Here is a 15,206-nt window from a genome sequence, read left to right as displayed (position 1 = left end):
CGTGTCAGTGGTCGTTCTGTGTCAGCCGCAGCATGTGGTCGGCGAGGGCCTGCCCGCCGGCCGGGTCCCGGCTGATCAGCATCACCGTGTCGTCGCCCGCGATGCTGCCGAGGACGACGTGGAGTTCGGCCTGGTCGATCGCCGAGGCGAAGAACTGGGCGGCGCCCGGCGGCGTACGGAGCACCACCAGGTTGGCCGACGCCTCCGCGGAGATGAGCAGTTCACCGGCGAGGCGGCGCATCCGCTCCTCCTTCGCCGACTCGCCGAGCGGCGCCTGCGGGGTGCGGAAGCCGCCCTCGCTGGGCACCGCGTAGATCAGCTCGCCCCCGGTGTTGCGGATCTTCACGGCGCCCAGCTCGTCGAGGTCACGGGAGAGCGTGGCCTGGGTGACGGTCAGCCCGTCGTCGGCCAGCAACTTGGCCAACTGGCTCTGCGAGCGCACCGGTTGCCGGTTGAGGATGTCCACGATCCGGCGGTGGCGCGCGGTGCGGGTCTGCGGCACGGCGGGGCCGTGGCCGCCCGCTGTGGCGCGCTCGCCGGTGCCCGCGTGCTCGGCTTCGCTGCTCATCGTCGTCCCATTCCGTCTCTGCCCGGGGTCCCTCAGGATCGTGCCGCCGCGTCCAGGATCGCGGGCAGCGCTGTCAGGAACGCGTCCGCCTCGGCGTCGGTCAGGTTCAGCGGCGGCATGAGCCGGACGACGTCGGGTGCGGGCGCGTTCACCAGGAAGCCCGCGTCCTGGGCCGCCTGCTGCACCTCGCGTGCGCGCGGCCCGGTGAGCACGATACCCAGTAGCAGTCCGGCGCCCCGCACGTGGCTGATCAACGGGTGGCCGAGGCCCTCCGTTCCGCTGGTCAGTTTCGCGCCGATCCGCTTGGCGTTCTCCAGCAGGCTCTCGTCCGCGATGGTGTCGAGGACGGCGAGCCCGGCGGCGCAGGCGACCGGGTTGCCGCCGAACGTCGTGCCGTGCTGTCCGGGCCGCAGCAGCTTCGCGGTCTCGCCGAAGGCGATGAGCGCGCCGATCGGCAGGCCGCCGCCGAGCGCCTTGGCGAGCGTCACGACGTCCGGCTCGATGCCCTCGTCGGCCTGGTGGGCGAACCAGTGCCCGGTCCGTCCGATGCCCGTCTGCACCTCGTCGAGGACGAGCAGGGTGCCGGTGGCGCGGGTGATCTCGCGGGCCGCCCTGAGGTAGCCGGGGTATCCGGCGGGCGGCACCACGACACCGTTCTCGCCCTGGAGCGGCTCGAGGATCACGAAGGCGGTCTCCTGGGTGACCGCGGCCCTGAGCGCGTCCACGTCCCCGTACGGTACGTGCGTGACGTCGCCGGGCAGCGGGGTGAAGCCGTCCTGTTTGCCGGGCTGACCGGTCAGGGAGAGGGCGCCCATGGTGCGGCCGTGGAAGCCGCCGGTGGTGGCGACCATGTGGCGGCGGCCGGTGAGCCGGCCGATCTTGAACGCGGCCTCGTTGGCCTCGGCGCCCGAGTTGCAGAAGAAGACCGCGCCGTCGCGGCCGGAGAGCTGGAGCAGCCGTTCGGCGAGGGCGACGGGCGGCTCGGCGACGTACAGGTTCGAGACGTGACCGAGGGAGGCGATCTGCCGGGAGACCGCCTCGACGACCGCCGGGTGGGCGTGGCCGAGCGCGTTGACCGCGATGCCGCCGACGAAGTCGAGGTACTCCTTGCCGTCGGCGTCCCACAGCCTGGCGCCCTGCCCCTTGACCAGCGGCAGCGCCGGGGTGCCGTAGTTGTCCATCAGAGCGCCCCGCCAGCGCGCCGTCAGTTCCTGGTTGCCCGTCATGAGCCGCTCTCCCCCTCCGCGTCGGGCACGACCATCGTGCCGATGCCTTCGTCCGTGAAGATCTCCAGCAGGATCGAGTGCTGGACCCGGCCGTCGATGACGCGGGCGGTGTGCACGCCGTTGCGCACGGCGTACAGGCAGCCCTCCATCTTGGGCACCATGCCGCTCGCCAGCTCCGGGAGCAGCTTCTCCAGCTGGCCCGCGGTGAGTTTGCTGATGACCTCGTCGGAGTTCGGCCAGTCCTCGTAGAGCCCCTCGACGTCGGTCAGGACCATCAGGGTCTCGGCGTCCAGCGCCGCAGCGAGTGCCGCAGCCGCCGTATCAGCATTGACGTTGTAGACATGGTGATCGTCCTGGGAGCGGGCGACAGAGGAGACGACCGGGATACGACCGTCGGCCAGCAGCGCCTCGATGGCGCCGGTGTCGATCTCGGTGATCTGGCCGACGCGGCCGATGTCGACGAGTTCGCCCTCGATGCGGGGCTGGTGCTTGGTGGCGGTGATGGTATGGGCGTCCTCGCCGGTGAGGCCGACGGCGAGCGGCCCGTGCCGGTTGAGCAGGCCGACGAGCTCGCGCTGCACCTGTCCGGCGAGCACCATCCGGACGACGTCCATGGCGTCCTCGGTGGTGACGCGCAGGCCCGCCTTGAACTCGCTGACGATGCCGTGGGTTTCGAGGGCGGCGCTGATCTGCGGGCCGCCACCGTGCACGACAACCGGCTTGAGCCCCGCGTGGTGCAGGAAGACGACGTCCTGGGCGAAGGCGGCCTTCAGCTCCTCGTCGACCATGGCGTTCCCGCCGAACTTGATGACGACGGTCTTGCCGTGGTGCCGGGTCAGCCAGGGCAGCGCCTCGATGAGCGTCTGGGCCTTGGGGAGCGCGGTGTGCTTGCGCGCGGTGGGCTGGGTCTCTTCGGTGTTGCTCATGACGAGTACGCGCTGTTCTCGTGGACGTAGTCGGCGGTCAGGTCGTTGGTCCAGATCGTGGCGGTCTCGGTGCCGGCGGCGAGGTCGGCGGTGACGACGACCTCGCGGTAGCGCATGTCGACCTGGTCGCGGTCCTCGCCGACGCCGCCGTTCTTGCAGACCCACACGCCGTTGATGGCGACGTTGAGCCTGTCGGGCTCGAAGGCGGCGGACGTGGTGCCGATGGCGGACAGGACGCGGCCCCAGTTGGGGTCCTCGCCGTGGATGGCGCACTTGAGGAGGTTGTTGCGGGCGATGGACCGGCCGACCTGGACGGCGTCCTCCTCGCTCGCGGCGTTGACCACGTCGACCCTGATGTCCTTGCTCGCGCCCTCGGCGTCCCGGATGAGCTGCTGCCCGAGGTCCTTACAGACGGACCGTACGGCGTCCGCGAACTCCGCGTACTCCGGGCGGACTTCGGCGGCACCGGAGGCGAGCAGCAGCACCGTGTCGTTGGTGGACATGCAACCGTCGGAGTCGACCCGGTCGAAGGTGACGCGGGTGGCGTCGCGCAGCGCCTTGTCGAGGACGTCGGCGGGCAGGTCGGCGTCGGTGGTGAGGACGACGAGCATGGTGGCGAGGCCGGGGGCGAGCATGCCCGCGCCCTTGGCCATGCCGCCGACGGTCCAGCCGTCGCCCTCGTACACGGTGGTCTTGTGCACGGTGTCGGTGGTCTTGATGGCGATGGCGGCCTTCTCGCCGCCGTGCTCGGACAGCGCGGCGGCGGCGGTCTCGACTCCCGGCAGCAGCTTGTCCATGGGCAGCGGCACGCCGATGAGCCCGGTCGACGCGACGGCGACCTCTCCGGCGTTGAGGCCGAGGACCTCGGCGGCCTTCTCTGCTGTGGCGTGCGTGTCCTGGAAGCCCTTGGGGCCGGTGCAGGCGTTGGCGCCACCGGAGTTGAGGACGACGGCGGAGACGATGCCGTGCTTGAGGACCTGCTCGGACCACAGGACCGGGGCGGCCTTGACGCGGTTGGAGGTGAAGACGCCCGCGGCGGCCTGGCGGGGTCCGCGGTTGACCACGAGGGCCAGGTCCGGGTTCCCGCTCTCCTTGATCCCGGCGGCGATGCCCGCGGCCTGGAATCCCTTGGCTGCCGTCACACTCACGGCGCGACTCCGATCGTCGAGAGCCCGGCGGTCTCGGCGAGACCCAGGGCGATGTTCATGGACTGGACGGCACCGCCCGCGGTGCCCTTGGTCAGGTTGTCGATCGCGCTGACGACGATGACGCGTTCGGCGGCTTCGTCGTGGGCGACCTGGATGTGTACGGCGTTCGACCCGTACACGGACGCCGTGGCGGGCCACTGCCCCTCGGGCAGCAGGTGCACGAACGGCTCGTCGCCGTACGCCTTCTCGTACGCGGCCCGTACGGCGTCGGCGCCCACCGCGTCCTTGGCCTTGGCGCTGCACGTGGCGAGGATGCCGCGGGCCATCGGCGCGAGGGTCGGCGTGAAGGAGACGCGGACCCGCTCCCCGGCGGCGGCCGTCAGGTTCTGGCTCATCTCCGGGGTGTGCCGGTGGCCACCGCCGACGCCGTAGGGGGACATGGAGCCCATGACCTCGCTGCCGAGCAGGTGCGGCTTGAGCGCCTTGCCCGCGCCGGACGCGCCGCTCGCGGCGACGATCACGGCCTCGTTCTCGACGAGTCCCGCCGCGTACGCGGGGACGAGCGCGAGGGAGACCGCGGTCGGGTAGCAACCGGGCACCGCGACGCGCTTGGACCCCTCCAGCGCGGCGCGGCCGCCCGGCAGTTCGGGAAGGCCGTAGGGCCAGGTTCCGGCGTGCGGGCTGCCGTAGAACGTCTCCCAGTCGTCGGAGTCCTTCAGCCGGAAGTCGGCGCCCATGTCGACGACGAGCACGTCCGGTCCGAGCTGCTCGGCGACGGCGGCCGACTGCCCGTGCGGCAGCGCCAGGAAGACGACGTCGTGCCCGGCGAGGACGTCGGGGGTGGTCTCCCGCAGGACACGGTCGGCGAGCGGAAGCAGGTGCGGCTGGAGCGCACCCAGTCGCCGGCCGGCGTTCGTGTTGCCCGTCAGGGCACCGATCTCCACCTCGGGGTGGCCGAGCAGCAGACGCAGCAGTTCCCCGCCCGCGTATCCGCTCGCTCCAGCCACTGCTGCGCGTACCGCCATGAAGCCCTCCTCTTGGATGGCATGACTATACGTCGCTATGCACGTTTATGCAATGGTCGGCCGCCGTGCCGGGTGAGCCGGGGGCGAGCCGGAGGTGGCGCCGTCCGCAGACCGGACGGCGCCGCCGCCCCCTCCTACCGAGGGCGAGGCACAGCCCGCTTCAGATGACCAGAACCCGGCGTCCGCGCGCGTGACCGGCCCGGCTGTCGATGTGCGCCGCCGCGGCCTCGGCGAGCGGGTACGCCTTCTCGACCGGAATGCGGAGCCTCCCCCGCGAGATGAGGTCGGCGGCCTCGGCCAGCGCTCGCGGCATGCTTCCGGCCGCGCCGGAGAATCGGACACCGAACTCCGGCGCACCGAGATCGGCGATGGAGATCACCTTCCGCGTGTCCCCGGTCAGCTCGACGAGCTCCCGGATCACGCCCTGCGCGAGTACGAGGAGTCGATGAGACTGCGCCACGCGGAGGCGCCGGCGACGGCCATCGCCGCCGATCCCGGCCCGTCACGGACCACCACGGCCTGCCGGGCGATCGCCGGGTTCGCGATCGACGCCTGTGCGCTGGCTCGCGAGGCGGCCGATCCGCGAGCCGCGGTGGACGAGATCTTCCGGACGATCGAGGCGGCCTGGGAGGTCACCGGCTCCTGCGCGCACTCCACCGGCCCGTCCGGACCGTAGGCCGCATGCCCCTGCCCGCCTCCTCATCGCGTCGTTCGACATGTCGTACGGCATCCTGGAGTGCGAACGACAAGACGGCAAGCGACGGTACGCGCGTCAACGGTTCGCGCAGAGGTGATCGGGAGGATACTGCGTGTCGGCTGAACTCTGGCCGGTTTCCGACGTGTTGGCCTATCTGCGGGGCAGCTGGCAGGTCGAGCGGACGGTGCGGGACCTCGCCGACGACCTGACCGGCACGTTCTGCGGCGCCGCGGACTTCACGGCGGACGTCACCGCCGACGCCGCCGGGCCCGGCGGCTCCCTTCTGCACCGCGAGTCGGGCACCTTCACCTGGCGCGGCACGGCGCGCCCCGCCGAGCGGACGCTGCGCTGGCTGCCGGGCGAGGCGCCGGGCACGGCCGAGGCGCACTTCGCGGACGGGCGCTTCTTCCACGGCCTCGATCTGCGCACCGGGCACGACGTGGCCGACCACCCGTGCGCGGCGGACCTCTACCGGGGCGAGTTCACGGTGTACGGCGCCGACCGGTGGCGGGTGGTGTGGCGGGTGCGCGGCCCCGCCAAGGACCTGCTGCTCACGACGGACCACCGGCGAACCGCAGACTCCAGCGTCCCCGGTGACCGGTGACCGTCGCCGCGGAGAGCGGGCCCACGTCGATGTTCCAGTAGGAGGGCGGGGGCGCTTTTAGGACATAGACGAGCGCGGCACGGACCACGGCCGGTTCGGCGACGGCCACGATGCGCGTGCCGTCCTGCGCGGGCCGGGTGTCCAGCCACTCGCCGATCCGCGCGATGAACGCCATGAGCGGCTCACCGCCGTGCGGCGCCGAGCACGGGTCACGCAGCCACGCGTCGACGGCGGCCGGTTCCACGGCCGTCACCTCGCCGAGTGTGTGCCCGCGCCAGCGGCCCATGTCACAGTCGCGCAGGGCGGGTTGGATCAGGGGCGTCAGGCCGAGCGCGTCCCCGGTGGCGCGGCTGCGCGGCGTCGGCGAGCAGTAGCGCAGCTCGGCGGCGGCCAGCGGAGCGAGACCCGGCGCCGCTCGCCGCACGTCGTCCCAGCCCGCGGAGTCGAGCGGACGGTCGTCGTCGAACCGTTCGGCGAGCAGCGAGGAGCCGCGCGCGGCGGCCAGAAGGGTGACGCTGAGCTGCATGGGCTCGATCGTGTGACCGACCCGGGCCCAGGTCAAGGCTTCGCTCCCGGCTGATGCCGCTCAGCGGGTCCGCGGTCGTGCCGAGTCGTCGAAGTAGAGCGCCATCCACTGGCCGGGGGCGGGCAGCGGCTCGAATCCGACCTGCTCGTACACCCCGTGCGCGTCCCGCGTGGCGAGCAGCATCCTGCGCACGCCAAGCGGTTCGAGGTGGTCGCGGACGGCGGCGACCAGCGCTGTGCCCAGGCCCTTGCCGCGCACCGAAGGGTCGACGTACACGTCGCACAGCCAGGCGAAGGTGACATGGTCCGTGACGACACGGGCGTAGGCCACCTGCTCGCCCGAAGCGGTGTCGTGGACGCCGAAGTTGAGCGATCCGGCGACCGCCGCGTCCTGTGTCTCGCGGGCACGGCCCGTGGCCCAGTACGCGTCGGTGGACAGCCACGTGTGCACGCGGGCCGCGTCGATGCGGGAGGGGTCGGTGGAGATCTCGTAGCCCTCGGGGAGCCTCTCGGGTTTCGCTGCTGGCATGCGGGCATCGTGGCAGGGCAGGGCAGGCCGCGTCGAACGAGTTCGGGCCCCGCACAGGGCCGCGGCAGGCCCGGTCAGCGCGGCAGCAGTTCGTCGCAGGCCGCCGCGAGGCGTCGTACCCCCTCGGCGATCTCCGTGGCGGCCGCCACCCCGGCGAAGCTCAGTCTGATGTACGGGGCCGGGGGCTCGGCGGCGAAGTACGGGCGGCCGGGGGCGACGGCGACGCCCTGCCGCAGCGCGCCCGCGACGAGCGTCGCCTCGTCGGTTCCGTCGGGCAGCCGGAGCCACAGGTGGTAGCCGCCGGCCGGGACGTGCGTCAGGTCCAGGCGGGGCAGCCGGGCCTCGACGGCGGCGGCCAGCACGTCGCGCCGGTTCCGCAACTCGCCCGCCACGGCCCGCAGATGGCGCGGCCAGGCCGGGGAACCGACCAGTTCGAGCGTGGCCTCCTGCAGCGGGCGCGGCACGAAGAGGTGGTCGACGACCTGGATGGCGCGCAGCCGCTCCAGCACGGGGCCGCGGGCGGCGAGACAGCCGATGCGCAGGCTCGGTGAGGTCGCCTTGGTCAGCGAGCAGACGTGCACCACGACGCCGTCGGGGTCATCGGTGGCCAGGGGCCCGGGCAGCGGGCCCGCGTCCTCGTGGACGAGGCGCCGCACGTAGTCGTCCTCGAGGACGAACGCCCCGGCCTCCCGGGCGATGCGCAGCACCTCGGGCCGCCGCTCCGCCGAGAGCACAGCCCCGGTCGGGTTCTGGAACAGCGGCTGGCACACGAACAGGCGGGCGCCACTCGCCCGGAACGCGGCGGCGAGCAGCCGCGGGCGCACCCCGTCGCGGTCCACCGGGACGGGCACCGGGCGCAGCCCGGCGGCCCGCGCGACGGCCAGCAGGCCCGGATAGGTGGGCGACTCGACGAGCACGGGCGCCCCGGGCGGGGCCAGCGCGCGCAGCGCCGTGGTCAGGGCGGACTGGCCGCCTCCGGTGATCAGCGTCTCGGCGGCGGTGATCGCCCCGCCGATGCCGCGCGCGAACCACTCGCGCAGCTCGGGCAGGCCGTCGACGGGCGGCCTGGCCCAGGCGCCGGGGCGGCGTCCGGCGCGGGCGAGCGCGGCGGACAGGGCGGTCGTGGGCTGGAGCACGGGGTGCAGATAGCCGGTGTTGAGCTCGATGACCCCGGACGGCGGTGCGGCCAGCGTGACCAGGACGCCGGAGGCGTCGACGGCGCGCGGAACGATGTCCGCCGCCGCGTCCGCGCTGAGCGCCACCTCCTGCCACGAGGTGTCACCGACCGGGGCGGCGGCGCGTGGCTCGGCCCGGAAGACGCCCGCGCCGGGCCGAGTGACGACAAGCCCCTCGGCGGCGAGCCGGGAGAGCGCGCGGGAGACGGTGACCGGACTGACCCGGAACCGCTCCACAAGAGCACGACTGGACGGCAGCTTCTCACCTACTGAGTAGCGGTTCAGCTCCTCCCGCAGCCGTTCTGCCAAATCACCCACGCTGCTACGCTGTTGCATGAAGACAGACAATAGCGCTATCGGGCAGGGCAGGATAGCGGTGGAGGCGGCGACCGGCGCCGAAGGCGCTCGCGCCGCTCCCGGCGGCCGGCTCGTCGGGACTCTGCTCGCCGCCGCCGGTGTCACCTCGTTCTCGCTGACCTTCCCGGCGACCGTGTGGGGCCTGGGGAGCTTCGGCCCGTGGTCACTCGTCGCCCTGCGCGCGACCATCGGCGGTGTGCTCGCGGGCACGTGCCTGCTGGTGCTGCGGGTGCCGGTGCCGCACCGGCGTCACTGGCCGGGCCTCGCCGTGATCGCGGGCGGCGTCGTGCTCGGGTTCCCGGCCTTGACGACGCTCGCCCTCCAGTCCGCGACGACCGCGCACTCGGCCGTCGTGGTGGGGCTGCTTCCGCTGACCACCGCGCTCTTCTCGGCGGTGCGCACCGGCGCCCGGCCGCCCCGCGCCTTCTGGGTGGCGGCGTGCCTGGGCGCGGCCGCGGTCGTCGGCTTCACCCTGCAGCAGAGCGGCGGCGCCCCGACCCGCGCCGACGGTCTCCTGTTCGCCTCGCTCCTGGTCTGCGCCGCCGGGTACACCGAGGGCGGGCGCCTGGCCTCGGTACTGCCGGGCTGGCAGGTGGTCGGCTGGGCCCTGGTCGCGTGCCTGCCGGTGGCCGGCGTCGCGGCGTCGGTGGCGCTCTCGTACGAGCCGGTGCGCCTGACCGGGCAGGGCGTGGCCGGTCTCGCCTGGGTCGGCGTGATGGCGAGCTTCGTCGGCCTGACGCCCTGGTACAAGGGCATGAGCCTGATCGGCATCCCCCGCGCCAGCCAGCTCCAGCTCGCCCAGCCGCTGCTCACGCTCGCCTGGTCGGTGCTGCTGCTCGGTGAGCACCTGCCTGCGGCCGCGCCCCTCACGGCGGTGTGCGTGCTGGCCTGTGTCGCCGCGACGCAGCGAGCTCGCGCGCAGCGCCCCTCGGGCGGACAGACCCTAGACTTGCAGACGAGGAGCCACTACAGCGAGGGCCGGACCGCGAGGAGGTCTCCCATGCACGCAACCACAGGCGATCAGCTTCTGATGCACGGCCGGACCGTCGGACAGCACGACCGTGTCGCCGAGGTCGTCGAGGTCCTCGGCACGGACGGCGAACCGCCTTTCCGTGTGCGCTTCGAGGACGGCCACGAGGCGATCATGTCGCCGGGCCCCGACACCGTCGTGCGCCACGACACCGATCTGCCGAAGTAGCCGCGACAGCCGAGACCGAAGCAGCCGAAGCGAGCGAAGGGGTCGTGCCCCGGCGGTCACGGGGCGCGGGCCCGTACAGGGCTGCCCGCGTGAGAAGGATCGCATGGTCGGCGCCGGTTTCCTGTGCCACCGTGCGCGGGGGACGAATGAGACGAATGAACAGGCGTTAACCCTGACTGCCCGCCCCGGACGCGCACGGGGTAACGTGCAGGGCCGGTAGACCAGCGAGAGGCACGAGGTGACGGACGCCTTGACGGACATTTCACGCGTCGGAGTGGTGGGCTGTGGCCAGATGGGCGCCGGGATCGCAGAGGTCTGCGCCCGGGCGGGTCTGGACGTGATGGTGGCCGAGACCACCGGCGAGGCTCTGGAGATCGGCCGCACCCGGCTGCTCAACTCCCTCACCAAGGCCGCCGCCCGCGGCAAGATCAGCGAGGAGGAGCTGAAGGCCACCCAGGACCGGCTCACCTTCACCACCGACCTCGGCGAGTTCACCGACAGGGACCTCGTGATCGAGGCGGTCGTCGAGAACGAGCAGGTCAAGACGGAGATCTTCCAGGTCCTCGACCAGGTCGTGGCCCGCCCCGACGCGATCCTCGCCTCGAACACCTCTTCCATCCCGCTGGTGAAGCTGGCGGTGGCGACGTCCCGCCCGGACCATGTCATCGGCATCCACTTCTTCAACCCGGCGCCGGTGCAGAAGCTCGTCGAGCTGATCCCCGCGCTCACCACCTCCGAGGGCACCATCAGCCGGGCCCAGGCGCTGGTCGAGAAGGTGCTCGGCAAGCACGCGATCCGCGCCCAGGACCGCTCGGGCTTCGTGGTCAACGCGCTCCTCGTGCCCTACCTGCTGTCCTCGATCCGGATGTTCGAGTCCGGCATCGCCAGCCGGGAGGACATCGACAACGGCATGGAGCTGGGCTGCGCCCACCCGATGGGCCCGCTCAAGCTCTCCGACCTGATCGGCCTCGACACCATCGCCTCCATCGCGGACTCGATGTACTCCGAGTACAAGGAGCCCCTGTACGCCGCTCCCCCGCTGCTCCAGCGGATGGTCGACGCGGGCCGGCTCGGCCGCAAGACCGGCTCGGGCTTCTACACGTACGGCTGACGCGCGGGTCCTCGTAGGCCGCTCACACTCCGTGCACGACGGCGGGCCCGGTGTTCTCGGGAACACCGGGCCCGCCGCGTTCGCACCGGGTGTGCGCAGGGGGCACGCATATGCCCTCCGCACACGCTCCCGCCGCGTCGACCAGGCGAGTTGACTTCCGATGCGCACAACGGGGATGTGACGCCCACGGAAAGGAGCTGACTCGTGACCACCGATCCGGAGCATCCCGTGGTCCCGGAAGAACTCGCAGAGTTACGACGCCTCTTCGAGGTCGGCCTGACACGCGTCGACGGCCGGCTGGCCCTGCTCGCCCACCGCGACGACCAGAACGCCAAGGACCAGGACGAGCTCAGCGCACGTGTGTCCGCGCTGGAGCGCACCCGATGGCCCGTGCCGACGGTCGCCGCGCTGGCCGCGGTGGGAGCGCTGGCCGTCACACTCTGGCAGGCGCTCGGCCGCTGAGCCGGGGCCGCGGGCAGGAAGCGGTCAGCCGAGCCGGAGATGGTGCAGGAGCAGTAACGCGGCTGCCATGTTGGCGGCCGGGACCTCTCCACGAGCGATCATGTCGGGGACGAGTTTGAGGTGGACCCACTCTCTGCGGTCCGACTCGAAGTCGTCCTGGGGGTGGCCGATGTACGTCGCCTCGTCGGTCCAGTAGATGTGGTGCCGGGCGTCCGTGAGGCCGTTGGACGGCTCCACGGTCATCAGGTGCCGCAGCGGTCCCGGCCGCCAGCCGGACTCCTCCTCCAGTTCCCTGGCGGCGGCTTCGGCGATCTCCTCTCCGTCGTCGACGACCCCGGCCGGAAGTTCCCAGCCCCAGCTGTCGGTGATGAAACGGTGCCGCCACAGGAGCAGCACCTCATGGGCGTCGTTGACCACCGTGGCCACGGCCACGGGGCGCATGCGGATCAGGAAGTGGTCGAGGTGCCGTCCGTCGGGTAGTTCGACGTCCGCCAGATTGACGCTGAACCAGCGATTTCCATACACAGTTTGTTCGTTGAGTTTCGTCCACTGCACGGTTCTGCCACCTTCCGCCGAGTTGATGGCAATATCGCAGCAGCGGCGACGAAGGGCTCCCCGTGCAGCGGATCGGACGGGATCAGAGGGGCACGCGGAGTGCGCCGTCGATGAGTTCGGCCGCCTCCGCCGTGCCCGCGCAACCGCTGCGCACGAGGTGTTCACGGACGGCCCGGAGTCTGTCGCGCAGCCGCTGGGACTCCATTCCGCGGGCCCGTTCGGCCATTTCGACGGCGGTGGCCACGGCCTGTTCCCCGTCGCCCTGGCGCAGCTGGATCTGGCTGAGCACGGCGAGACGGTGCACGCGCCCCCGGTCGTGCGCCGGAGTGTGCACCGCTTCGGTGGCGTGCTCCTTGGCGCCCTCGTAGTCACCGAGGCTGAACAGCGCCTCAGCGACCTGTACGTTGACGAAACCCGGCTGCACATACCCGGTCTCGTCCGGTTCATGACCGCGCCGGATCCGGTCGGCTGCGGACTCGGCGCGCCGGATGCACTCCAGGGCGCTCGTGCCGTCACCCAGGTGCGCGTACGCCTTCGCCTGCATCGCGTACAGGTCGGAGGCGAGCGCCGGGGTGATGTGGCGGCCCGCCGCGCGCAGCGCCGCCTCCGCGAAGGCGACGGCCTGCCGGTAATCACGCATGTGCAGCGCCTGGTTGACCAGGAGCGCTATCACGTACGCGCCGAGCCCCCGGTCGGCGCTCGCCTTCGCCAGGCGCAGCGCCTGGTGGAAGTAGCGCTGCGCGAGGCCGTGCGCGTCGGAGTCGTACGCGCAGATCCCGGCGATGGCGACGAGACCGCCGGTCGCGCGGTGCAGCTGCCGCCCGGTCGCGTCGGTGTAGCGACCGCGCAGCAGCGGCGCCGCCTCGGCGTTGAGGAAGCCCACGATCCGGGTGCGTGTCGCGATGCCGCCCGCCTTGCGGTACATCTGCTCGTAGTGGGTGCGGGCCGACCGCATCATGTCGATGTCGGCGGGGCTGACCGGGTGGCGTCCGCCGCGCGAGACGTCGGTGTCCTCCGGCGGGTTCTCCCACTCCCACACCGGCATCACGGCCGGGGTGCCGGTCAGGGCGGGGGCGTCCAGGACATGTCCGCGCTGCTGCTCGTCGGAGCGCCACAGCGCGGTGGCCCGCTCGACGAAGCCGGACAGCGACGAGGCGTGCGAGGCGGTCGGCTGTCCGGGGATGCCGAGGCCGATGTCGTCGAGGGTGACCTGCCGTTGCAGGCGCGCGGCCAGCACCTCGCAGATGAGGTCGGGTACTTGGCCGCGCGGGCGTTGGCCCTTGAGCCAGCGCGCGACCGCGGTGTGCTCGTAGCGCAGTGCGAGACCGCGGGCCTTTCCGGCCTGGTTCACGTGCGCGGCGAGGCCCGCGTGCGAGACTCCGGCCTCGTCGAGGATCGCGTCGAGCAGGGTGTTGGGCTGCATGGATGCCCTCCGTTGCCTCGGTACCGCACAGAGTAGTCGCGCCCCGTTCACACGGGGTGTGAACGGAATGCCCAACTCCGGGCGCGGTGCACTCTGTTGTGGCTGGATTCGACCCTGTTGACTGAAGGGCCTCGCAAGAGGCCGGCCGGGCCGCCGGCTCCCCCTCGACAGTGCGGCGGCCCGTTCCCGCGTCGCCCGCCCGTGCGCCTGCCCGAAACTCCGCGGCGGGCGGGCGACGCGTTCCGGGGGCCGTGCCCTCGGGTGGCCTGAGGTGACCTCAGGGAACGGTGTGCGCCGGGCGCGCCAGGGGCTCACCGGCCTGTTGGGGCACACGGCTGCGGTCGTTGCGGAGCACGAGCAGCGCCGCGTCGTCGCCGAGCGGTCCGGCGACGTGGCGCACGAACCGGTCGTAGACGCCGTGCAGTACGGCGGCGGGGGCCACCGTCCGGTGCCGCACGACGTCCGCGACCACGGAAGGCAGCGGAAAGAACCGGCCATGCGCGTCGCGGGCGTCCTCCACGCCGTCGGTGTGCAACAGCAGCCCCTCCCCCGGCAGGAGCCGCCCGCAGCGCACCGGGACGAGCCGGTCGGGCAGCGGGAGGACCCCGAGCGGCGGCAGCGGGTCCCCGCCGCGCACCGGCACGGCGGGGCGCTCCGCCTCGGGACGCAGCAGATACGGCCACGGATGACCGCAGTTGAGGGCGTGCACCGCGCCGTCCCGCCGGATCTCCAGGAGGAGTACGGTGACGAACTCCTCGGCGAGCGGATGCTGCGGCCGTCCACCGCCCGCGGACGGGTGCTCGTCGCGCGAGCGCTGGCGCACATGCCGGGCGTGGCCGCGCTCCAGCCTCCGCAGGACACGGGCGAGTTCGGCCTCGTCGTGGGCGGCCTCGCGGAAGCTGCCGAGCACGGCCGCCGCGGTGGCGAGCGCGGCGAGCCCGTGGCCGCGCACGTCGCCCATCACCACGCGCACCCCGTGGTCGGTGGCCACCACGTCGTACAGGTCGCCGCCCACACTGGCGCCCCGGTCGGCGGAGAGCTGGCCCGCGGCGAGCGCGAGCCCGTCGATGCGCGGCGGCAGCGGTCTGAGCAGTACGGACTGGGCGGCGCCCGCGACGGCGCGGGCCTGACGCAACTCGCGCAGCAGGACGTGTCGAACCCGGAGTATCAGGCCGATTCCCGCGGCGAAGAACACGGCACTGCCGACGATCCGCTCGCCGAGCCCGTCGCCCCGGGCGAGCGGGCAGGTCATCCGGAACGCGACGCCGGCCGCTCCCCACACGGCCGGCAGGCCGAGCAGTCGTACGCGCCTGATCCAGCGCGGCTCGGGCCGTCGCGCGACGGTGGCACAGGCGTGCCCGGCGGGAACGCGGCTGCGGGCCACGCCCGGTAGCACCGGTCGCACCCGCCATCGCGCCCGGCGCATCCCCCATCGCGGTCGGCCCGGCCGCCAGCGCGGTCGCGGAGACCGTCCAGGTCCGAACTGATCCGCCGGACGGGCCCTGGTCTTGGAACAGATCATGCCGACGGCCCCCTCGGCCTGTGCTGCGCGCTCGCTCCGGTCGCCCGGCAGCCGAACATGATTGTGGTCAGCGCATGGTCCGATCGGGCCGGATCACCGCACATCCTCACCCGAACGAGTGAGAGGGGCACATCCGGTGTTCCGGATGTGCCCCT

The 15,206-nt window shown here is 72.6% G+C and carries 15 protein-coding genes and 3 pseudogenes; 6 read left to right on the top strand and 12 right to left on the bottom strand.

Annotation, left to right across the window (positions count from 1 at the left end; genetic code table 11):
* Positions 1 to 4: 4 nt before the first annotated feature.
* The 6 genes and pseudogenes from OFY01_RS22650 to OFY01_RS22625 all read right to left on the bottom strand — a co-directional run.
* Positions 5 to 568: an arginine repressor gene (locus OFY01_RS22650; protein WP_266602785.1), complete on the bottom strand. Its 564-nt coding sequence runs from the start codon at positions 566 to 568 to the stop codon at positions 5 to 7.
* A 32-nt stretch (positions 569 to 600) separates the two neighbouring features.
* Positions 601 to 1,794, bottom strand: coding sequence for an acetylornithine transaminase (locus tag OFY01_RS22645; protein ID WP_266602783.1), 1,194 nt, complete (start codon positions 1,792 to 1,794; stop codon positions 601 to 603).
* Positions 1,791 to 2,720 carry an acetylglutamate kinase gene (argB, locus tag OFY01_RS22640; RefSeq protein WP_266602781.1) on the bottom strand — a complete coding sequence of 310 codons (930 nt, stop codon included), beginning with the start codon at positions 2,718 to 2,720 and terminating at the stop codon, positions 1,791 to 1,793. Before argB ends, OFY01_RS22645 begins: the two co-directional genes overlap by 4 nt.
* A complete protein-coding gene (gene argJ, locus OFY01_RS22635) occupies positions 2,717 to 3,868 on the bottom strand; it encodes a bifunctional glutamate N-acetyltransferase/amino-acid acetyltransferase ArgJ (RefSeq protein WP_266602780.1) in 1,152 nt (383 codons plus the stop codon). The genes argB and argJ overlap by 4 nt, the downstream gene beginning before the upstream one ends.
* Positions 3,865 to 4,893 carry an N-acetyl-gamma-glutamyl-phosphate reductase gene (gene argC, locus OFY01_RS22630; RefSeq protein WP_266602778.1) on the bottom strand — a complete coding sequence of 343 codons (1,029 nt, stop codon included), beginning with the start codon at positions 4,891 to 4,893 and terminating at the stop codon, positions 3,865 to 3,867. The genes argJ and argC overlap by 4 nt, the downstream gene beginning before the upstream one ends.
* A gap of 160 nt (positions 4,894 to 5,053) precedes the next feature.
* Positions 5,054 to 5,332 (bottom strand): annotated as a pseudogene (locus OFY01_RS22625) (zinc-binding dehydrogenase); the annotation flags it as partial.
* Between OFY01_RS22625 and OFY01_RS22620 the strand changes: the two are divergent.
* Both OFY01_RS22620 and OFY01_RS22615 read left to right on the top strand, forming a co-directional pair.
* A pseudogene (locus OFY01_RS22620) lies at positions 5,315 to 5,569 on the top strand (TetR/AcrR family transcriptional regulator); the annotation flags it as partial. The pseudogenes OFY01_RS22625 and OFY01_RS22620 sit on opposite strands and share 18 nt — an antisense overlap.
* 133 nt (positions 5,570 to 5,702) lie before the next feature.
* Positions 5,703 to 6,194: a DUF6314 family protein gene (locus OFY01_RS22615; RefSeq protein ID WP_266602776.1), complete on the top strand. Its 492-nt coding sequence runs from the start codon at positions 5,703 to 5,705 to the stop codon at positions 6,192 to 6,194.
* Here the strand turns inward: OFY01_RS22615 and OFY01_RS22610 are convergent.
* The 3 genes from OFY01_RS22610 to OFY01_RS22600 all read right to left on the bottom strand — a co-directional run bounded on the left by OFY01_RS22610 (position 6,142) and on the right by OFY01_RS22600 (position 8,759).
* Complete coding sequence (locus tag OFY01_RS22610; RefSeq protein WP_266602775.1) at positions 6,142 to 6,720, bottom strand: histidine phosphatase family protein; 579 nt, start codon at positions 6,718 to 6,720, stop codon at positions 6,142 to 6,144. The two genes, OFY01_RS22615 and OFY01_RS22610, sit on opposite strands and share 53 nt — an antisense overlap.
* 60 nt (positions 6,721 to 6,780) lie before the next feature.
* Positions 6,781 to 7,248 (bottom strand): GNAT family N-acetyltransferase, encoded by a 468-nt coding sequence (locus tag OFY01_RS22605; RefSeq protein WP_266602773.1) that lies wholly within the window; start codon positions 7,246 to 7,248, stop codon positions 6,781 to 6,783.
* Between the two features lie 74 nt (positions 7,249 to 7,322).
* Entirely contained in the window at positions 7,323 to 8,759 is a 1,437-nt protein-coding gene (locus OFY01_RS22600) for an aminotransferase-like domain-containing protein (protein ID WP_266602771.1), read from the bottom strand.
* Here OFY01_RS22600 and OFY01_RS22595 point away from each other — a divergent pair.
* The 4 genes and pseudogenes from OFY01_RS22595 to OFY01_RS22580 form a co-directional block, all read left to right on the top strand.
* Positions 8,758 to 9,696 (top strand): annotated as a pseudogene (locus tag OFY01_RS22595) (DMT family transporter); the annotation flags it as partial. The gene OFY01_RS22600 and the pseudogene OFY01_RS22595 overlap by 2 nt on opposite strands.
* Positions 9,697 to 9,780: 84 nt before the next feature.
* A complete protein-coding gene (locus OFY01_RS22590; protein ID WP_266602819.1) occupies positions 9,781 to 9,978 on the top strand; it encodes a DUF1918 domain-containing protein in 198 nt (65 codons plus the stop codon).
* Positions 9,979 to 10,228: 250 nt separating this feature from the next.
* Positions 10,229 to 11,089 carry a 3-hydroxybutyryl-CoA dehydrogenase gene (locus OFY01_RS22585; protein ID WP_323135546.1) on the top strand — a complete coding sequence of 287 codons (861 nt, stop codon included), beginning with the start codon at positions 10,229 to 10,231 and terminating at the stop codon, positions 11,087 to 11,089.
* 204 nt (positions 11,090 to 11,293) lie between these two features.
* On the top strand, positions 11,294 to 11,551 hold the full coding sequence (locus OFY01_RS22580) for a hypothetical protein (RefSeq protein ID WP_266602767.1): 258 nt from the start codon (positions 11,294 to 11,296) through the stop codon (positions 11,549 to 11,551).
* 24 nt (positions 11,552 to 11,575) lie between these two features.
* Here OFY01_RS22580 and OFY01_RS22575 read toward each other — a convergent pair whose 3' ends face one another.
* From OFY01_RS22575 to OFY01_RS22565, 3 genes are all read right to left on the bottom strand, one after another.
* Positions 11,576 to 12,106, bottom strand: a complete 531-nt coding sequence (locus tag OFY01_RS22575; RefSeq protein ID WP_266602766.1) for an NUDIX domain-containing protein — start codon at positions 12,104 to 12,106, stop codon at positions 11,576 to 11,578.
* 82 nt (positions 12,107 to 12,188) lie between these two features.
* Entirely contained in the window at positions 12,189 to 13,529 is a 1,341-nt protein-coding gene (locus OFY01_RS22570; RefSeq protein ID WP_266602764.1) for a transcriptional regulator, read from the bottom strand.
* A gap of 277 nt (positions 13,530 to 13,806) precedes the next feature.
* The gene (locus OFY01_RS22565) at positions 13,807 to 14,913 is read right to left on the bottom strand and encodes a PP2C family protein-serine/threonine phosphatase (RefSeq protein WP_407700405.1); all 1,107 of its coding nucleotides are present in this window, start codon (positions 14,911 to 14,913) and stop codon (positions 13,807 to 13,809) included.
* Positions 14,914 to 15,206: the final 293 nt, after the last annotated feature.

The sequence above is a fragment of the Streptomyces beihaiensis genome (genome assembly GCF_026274175.1).
Taxonomy (GTDB): Bacteria; Actinomycetota; Actinomycetes; order Streptomycetales; family Streptomycetaceae; genus Streptomyces; species Streptomyces beihaiensis.
This window is presented reverse-complemented; position numbering and strand designations above follow the sequence as displayed.

Coding starts and splice junctions, on each gene's coding strand:
- OFY01_RS22570 (WP_266602764.1), bottom strand. CDS start 13,529: ATGCAGCCCAACACCCTGCTCGACGCGATCCTCGACGAGGCCGGAGTC.
- OFY01_RS22610 (WP_266602775.1), bottom strand. CDS start 6,720: ATGCAGCTCAGCGTCACCCTTCTGGCCGCCGCGCGCGGCTCCTCGCTG.
- OFY01_RS22650 (WP_266602785.1), bottom strand. CDS start 568: ATGAGCAGCGAAGCCGAGCACGCGGGCACCGGCGAGCGCGCCACAGCG.
- OFY01_RS22600 (WP_266602771.1), bottom strand. CDS start 8,759: ATGCAACAGCGTAGCAGCGTGGGTGATTTGGCAGAACGGCTGCGGGAG.
- OFY01_RS22590 (WP_266602819.1), top strand. CDS start 9,781: ATGCACGCAACCACAGGCGATCAGCTTCTGATGCACGGCCGGACCGTC.
- OFY01_RS22645 (WP_266602783.1), bottom strand. CDS start 1,794: ATGACGGGCAACCAGGAACTGACGGCGCGCTGGCGGGGCGCTCTGATG.
- OFY01_RS22605 (WP_266602773.1), bottom strand. CDS start 7,248: ATGCCAGCAGCGAAACCCGAGAGGCTCCCCGAGGGCTACGAGATCTCC.
- argB (WP_266602781.1), bottom strand. CDS start 2,720: ATGAGCAACACCGAAGAGACCCAGCCCACCGCGCGCAAGCACACCGCG.
- argC (WP_266602778.1), bottom strand. CDS start 4,893: ATGGCGGTACGCGCAGCAGTGGCTGGAGCGAGCGGATACGCGGGCGGG.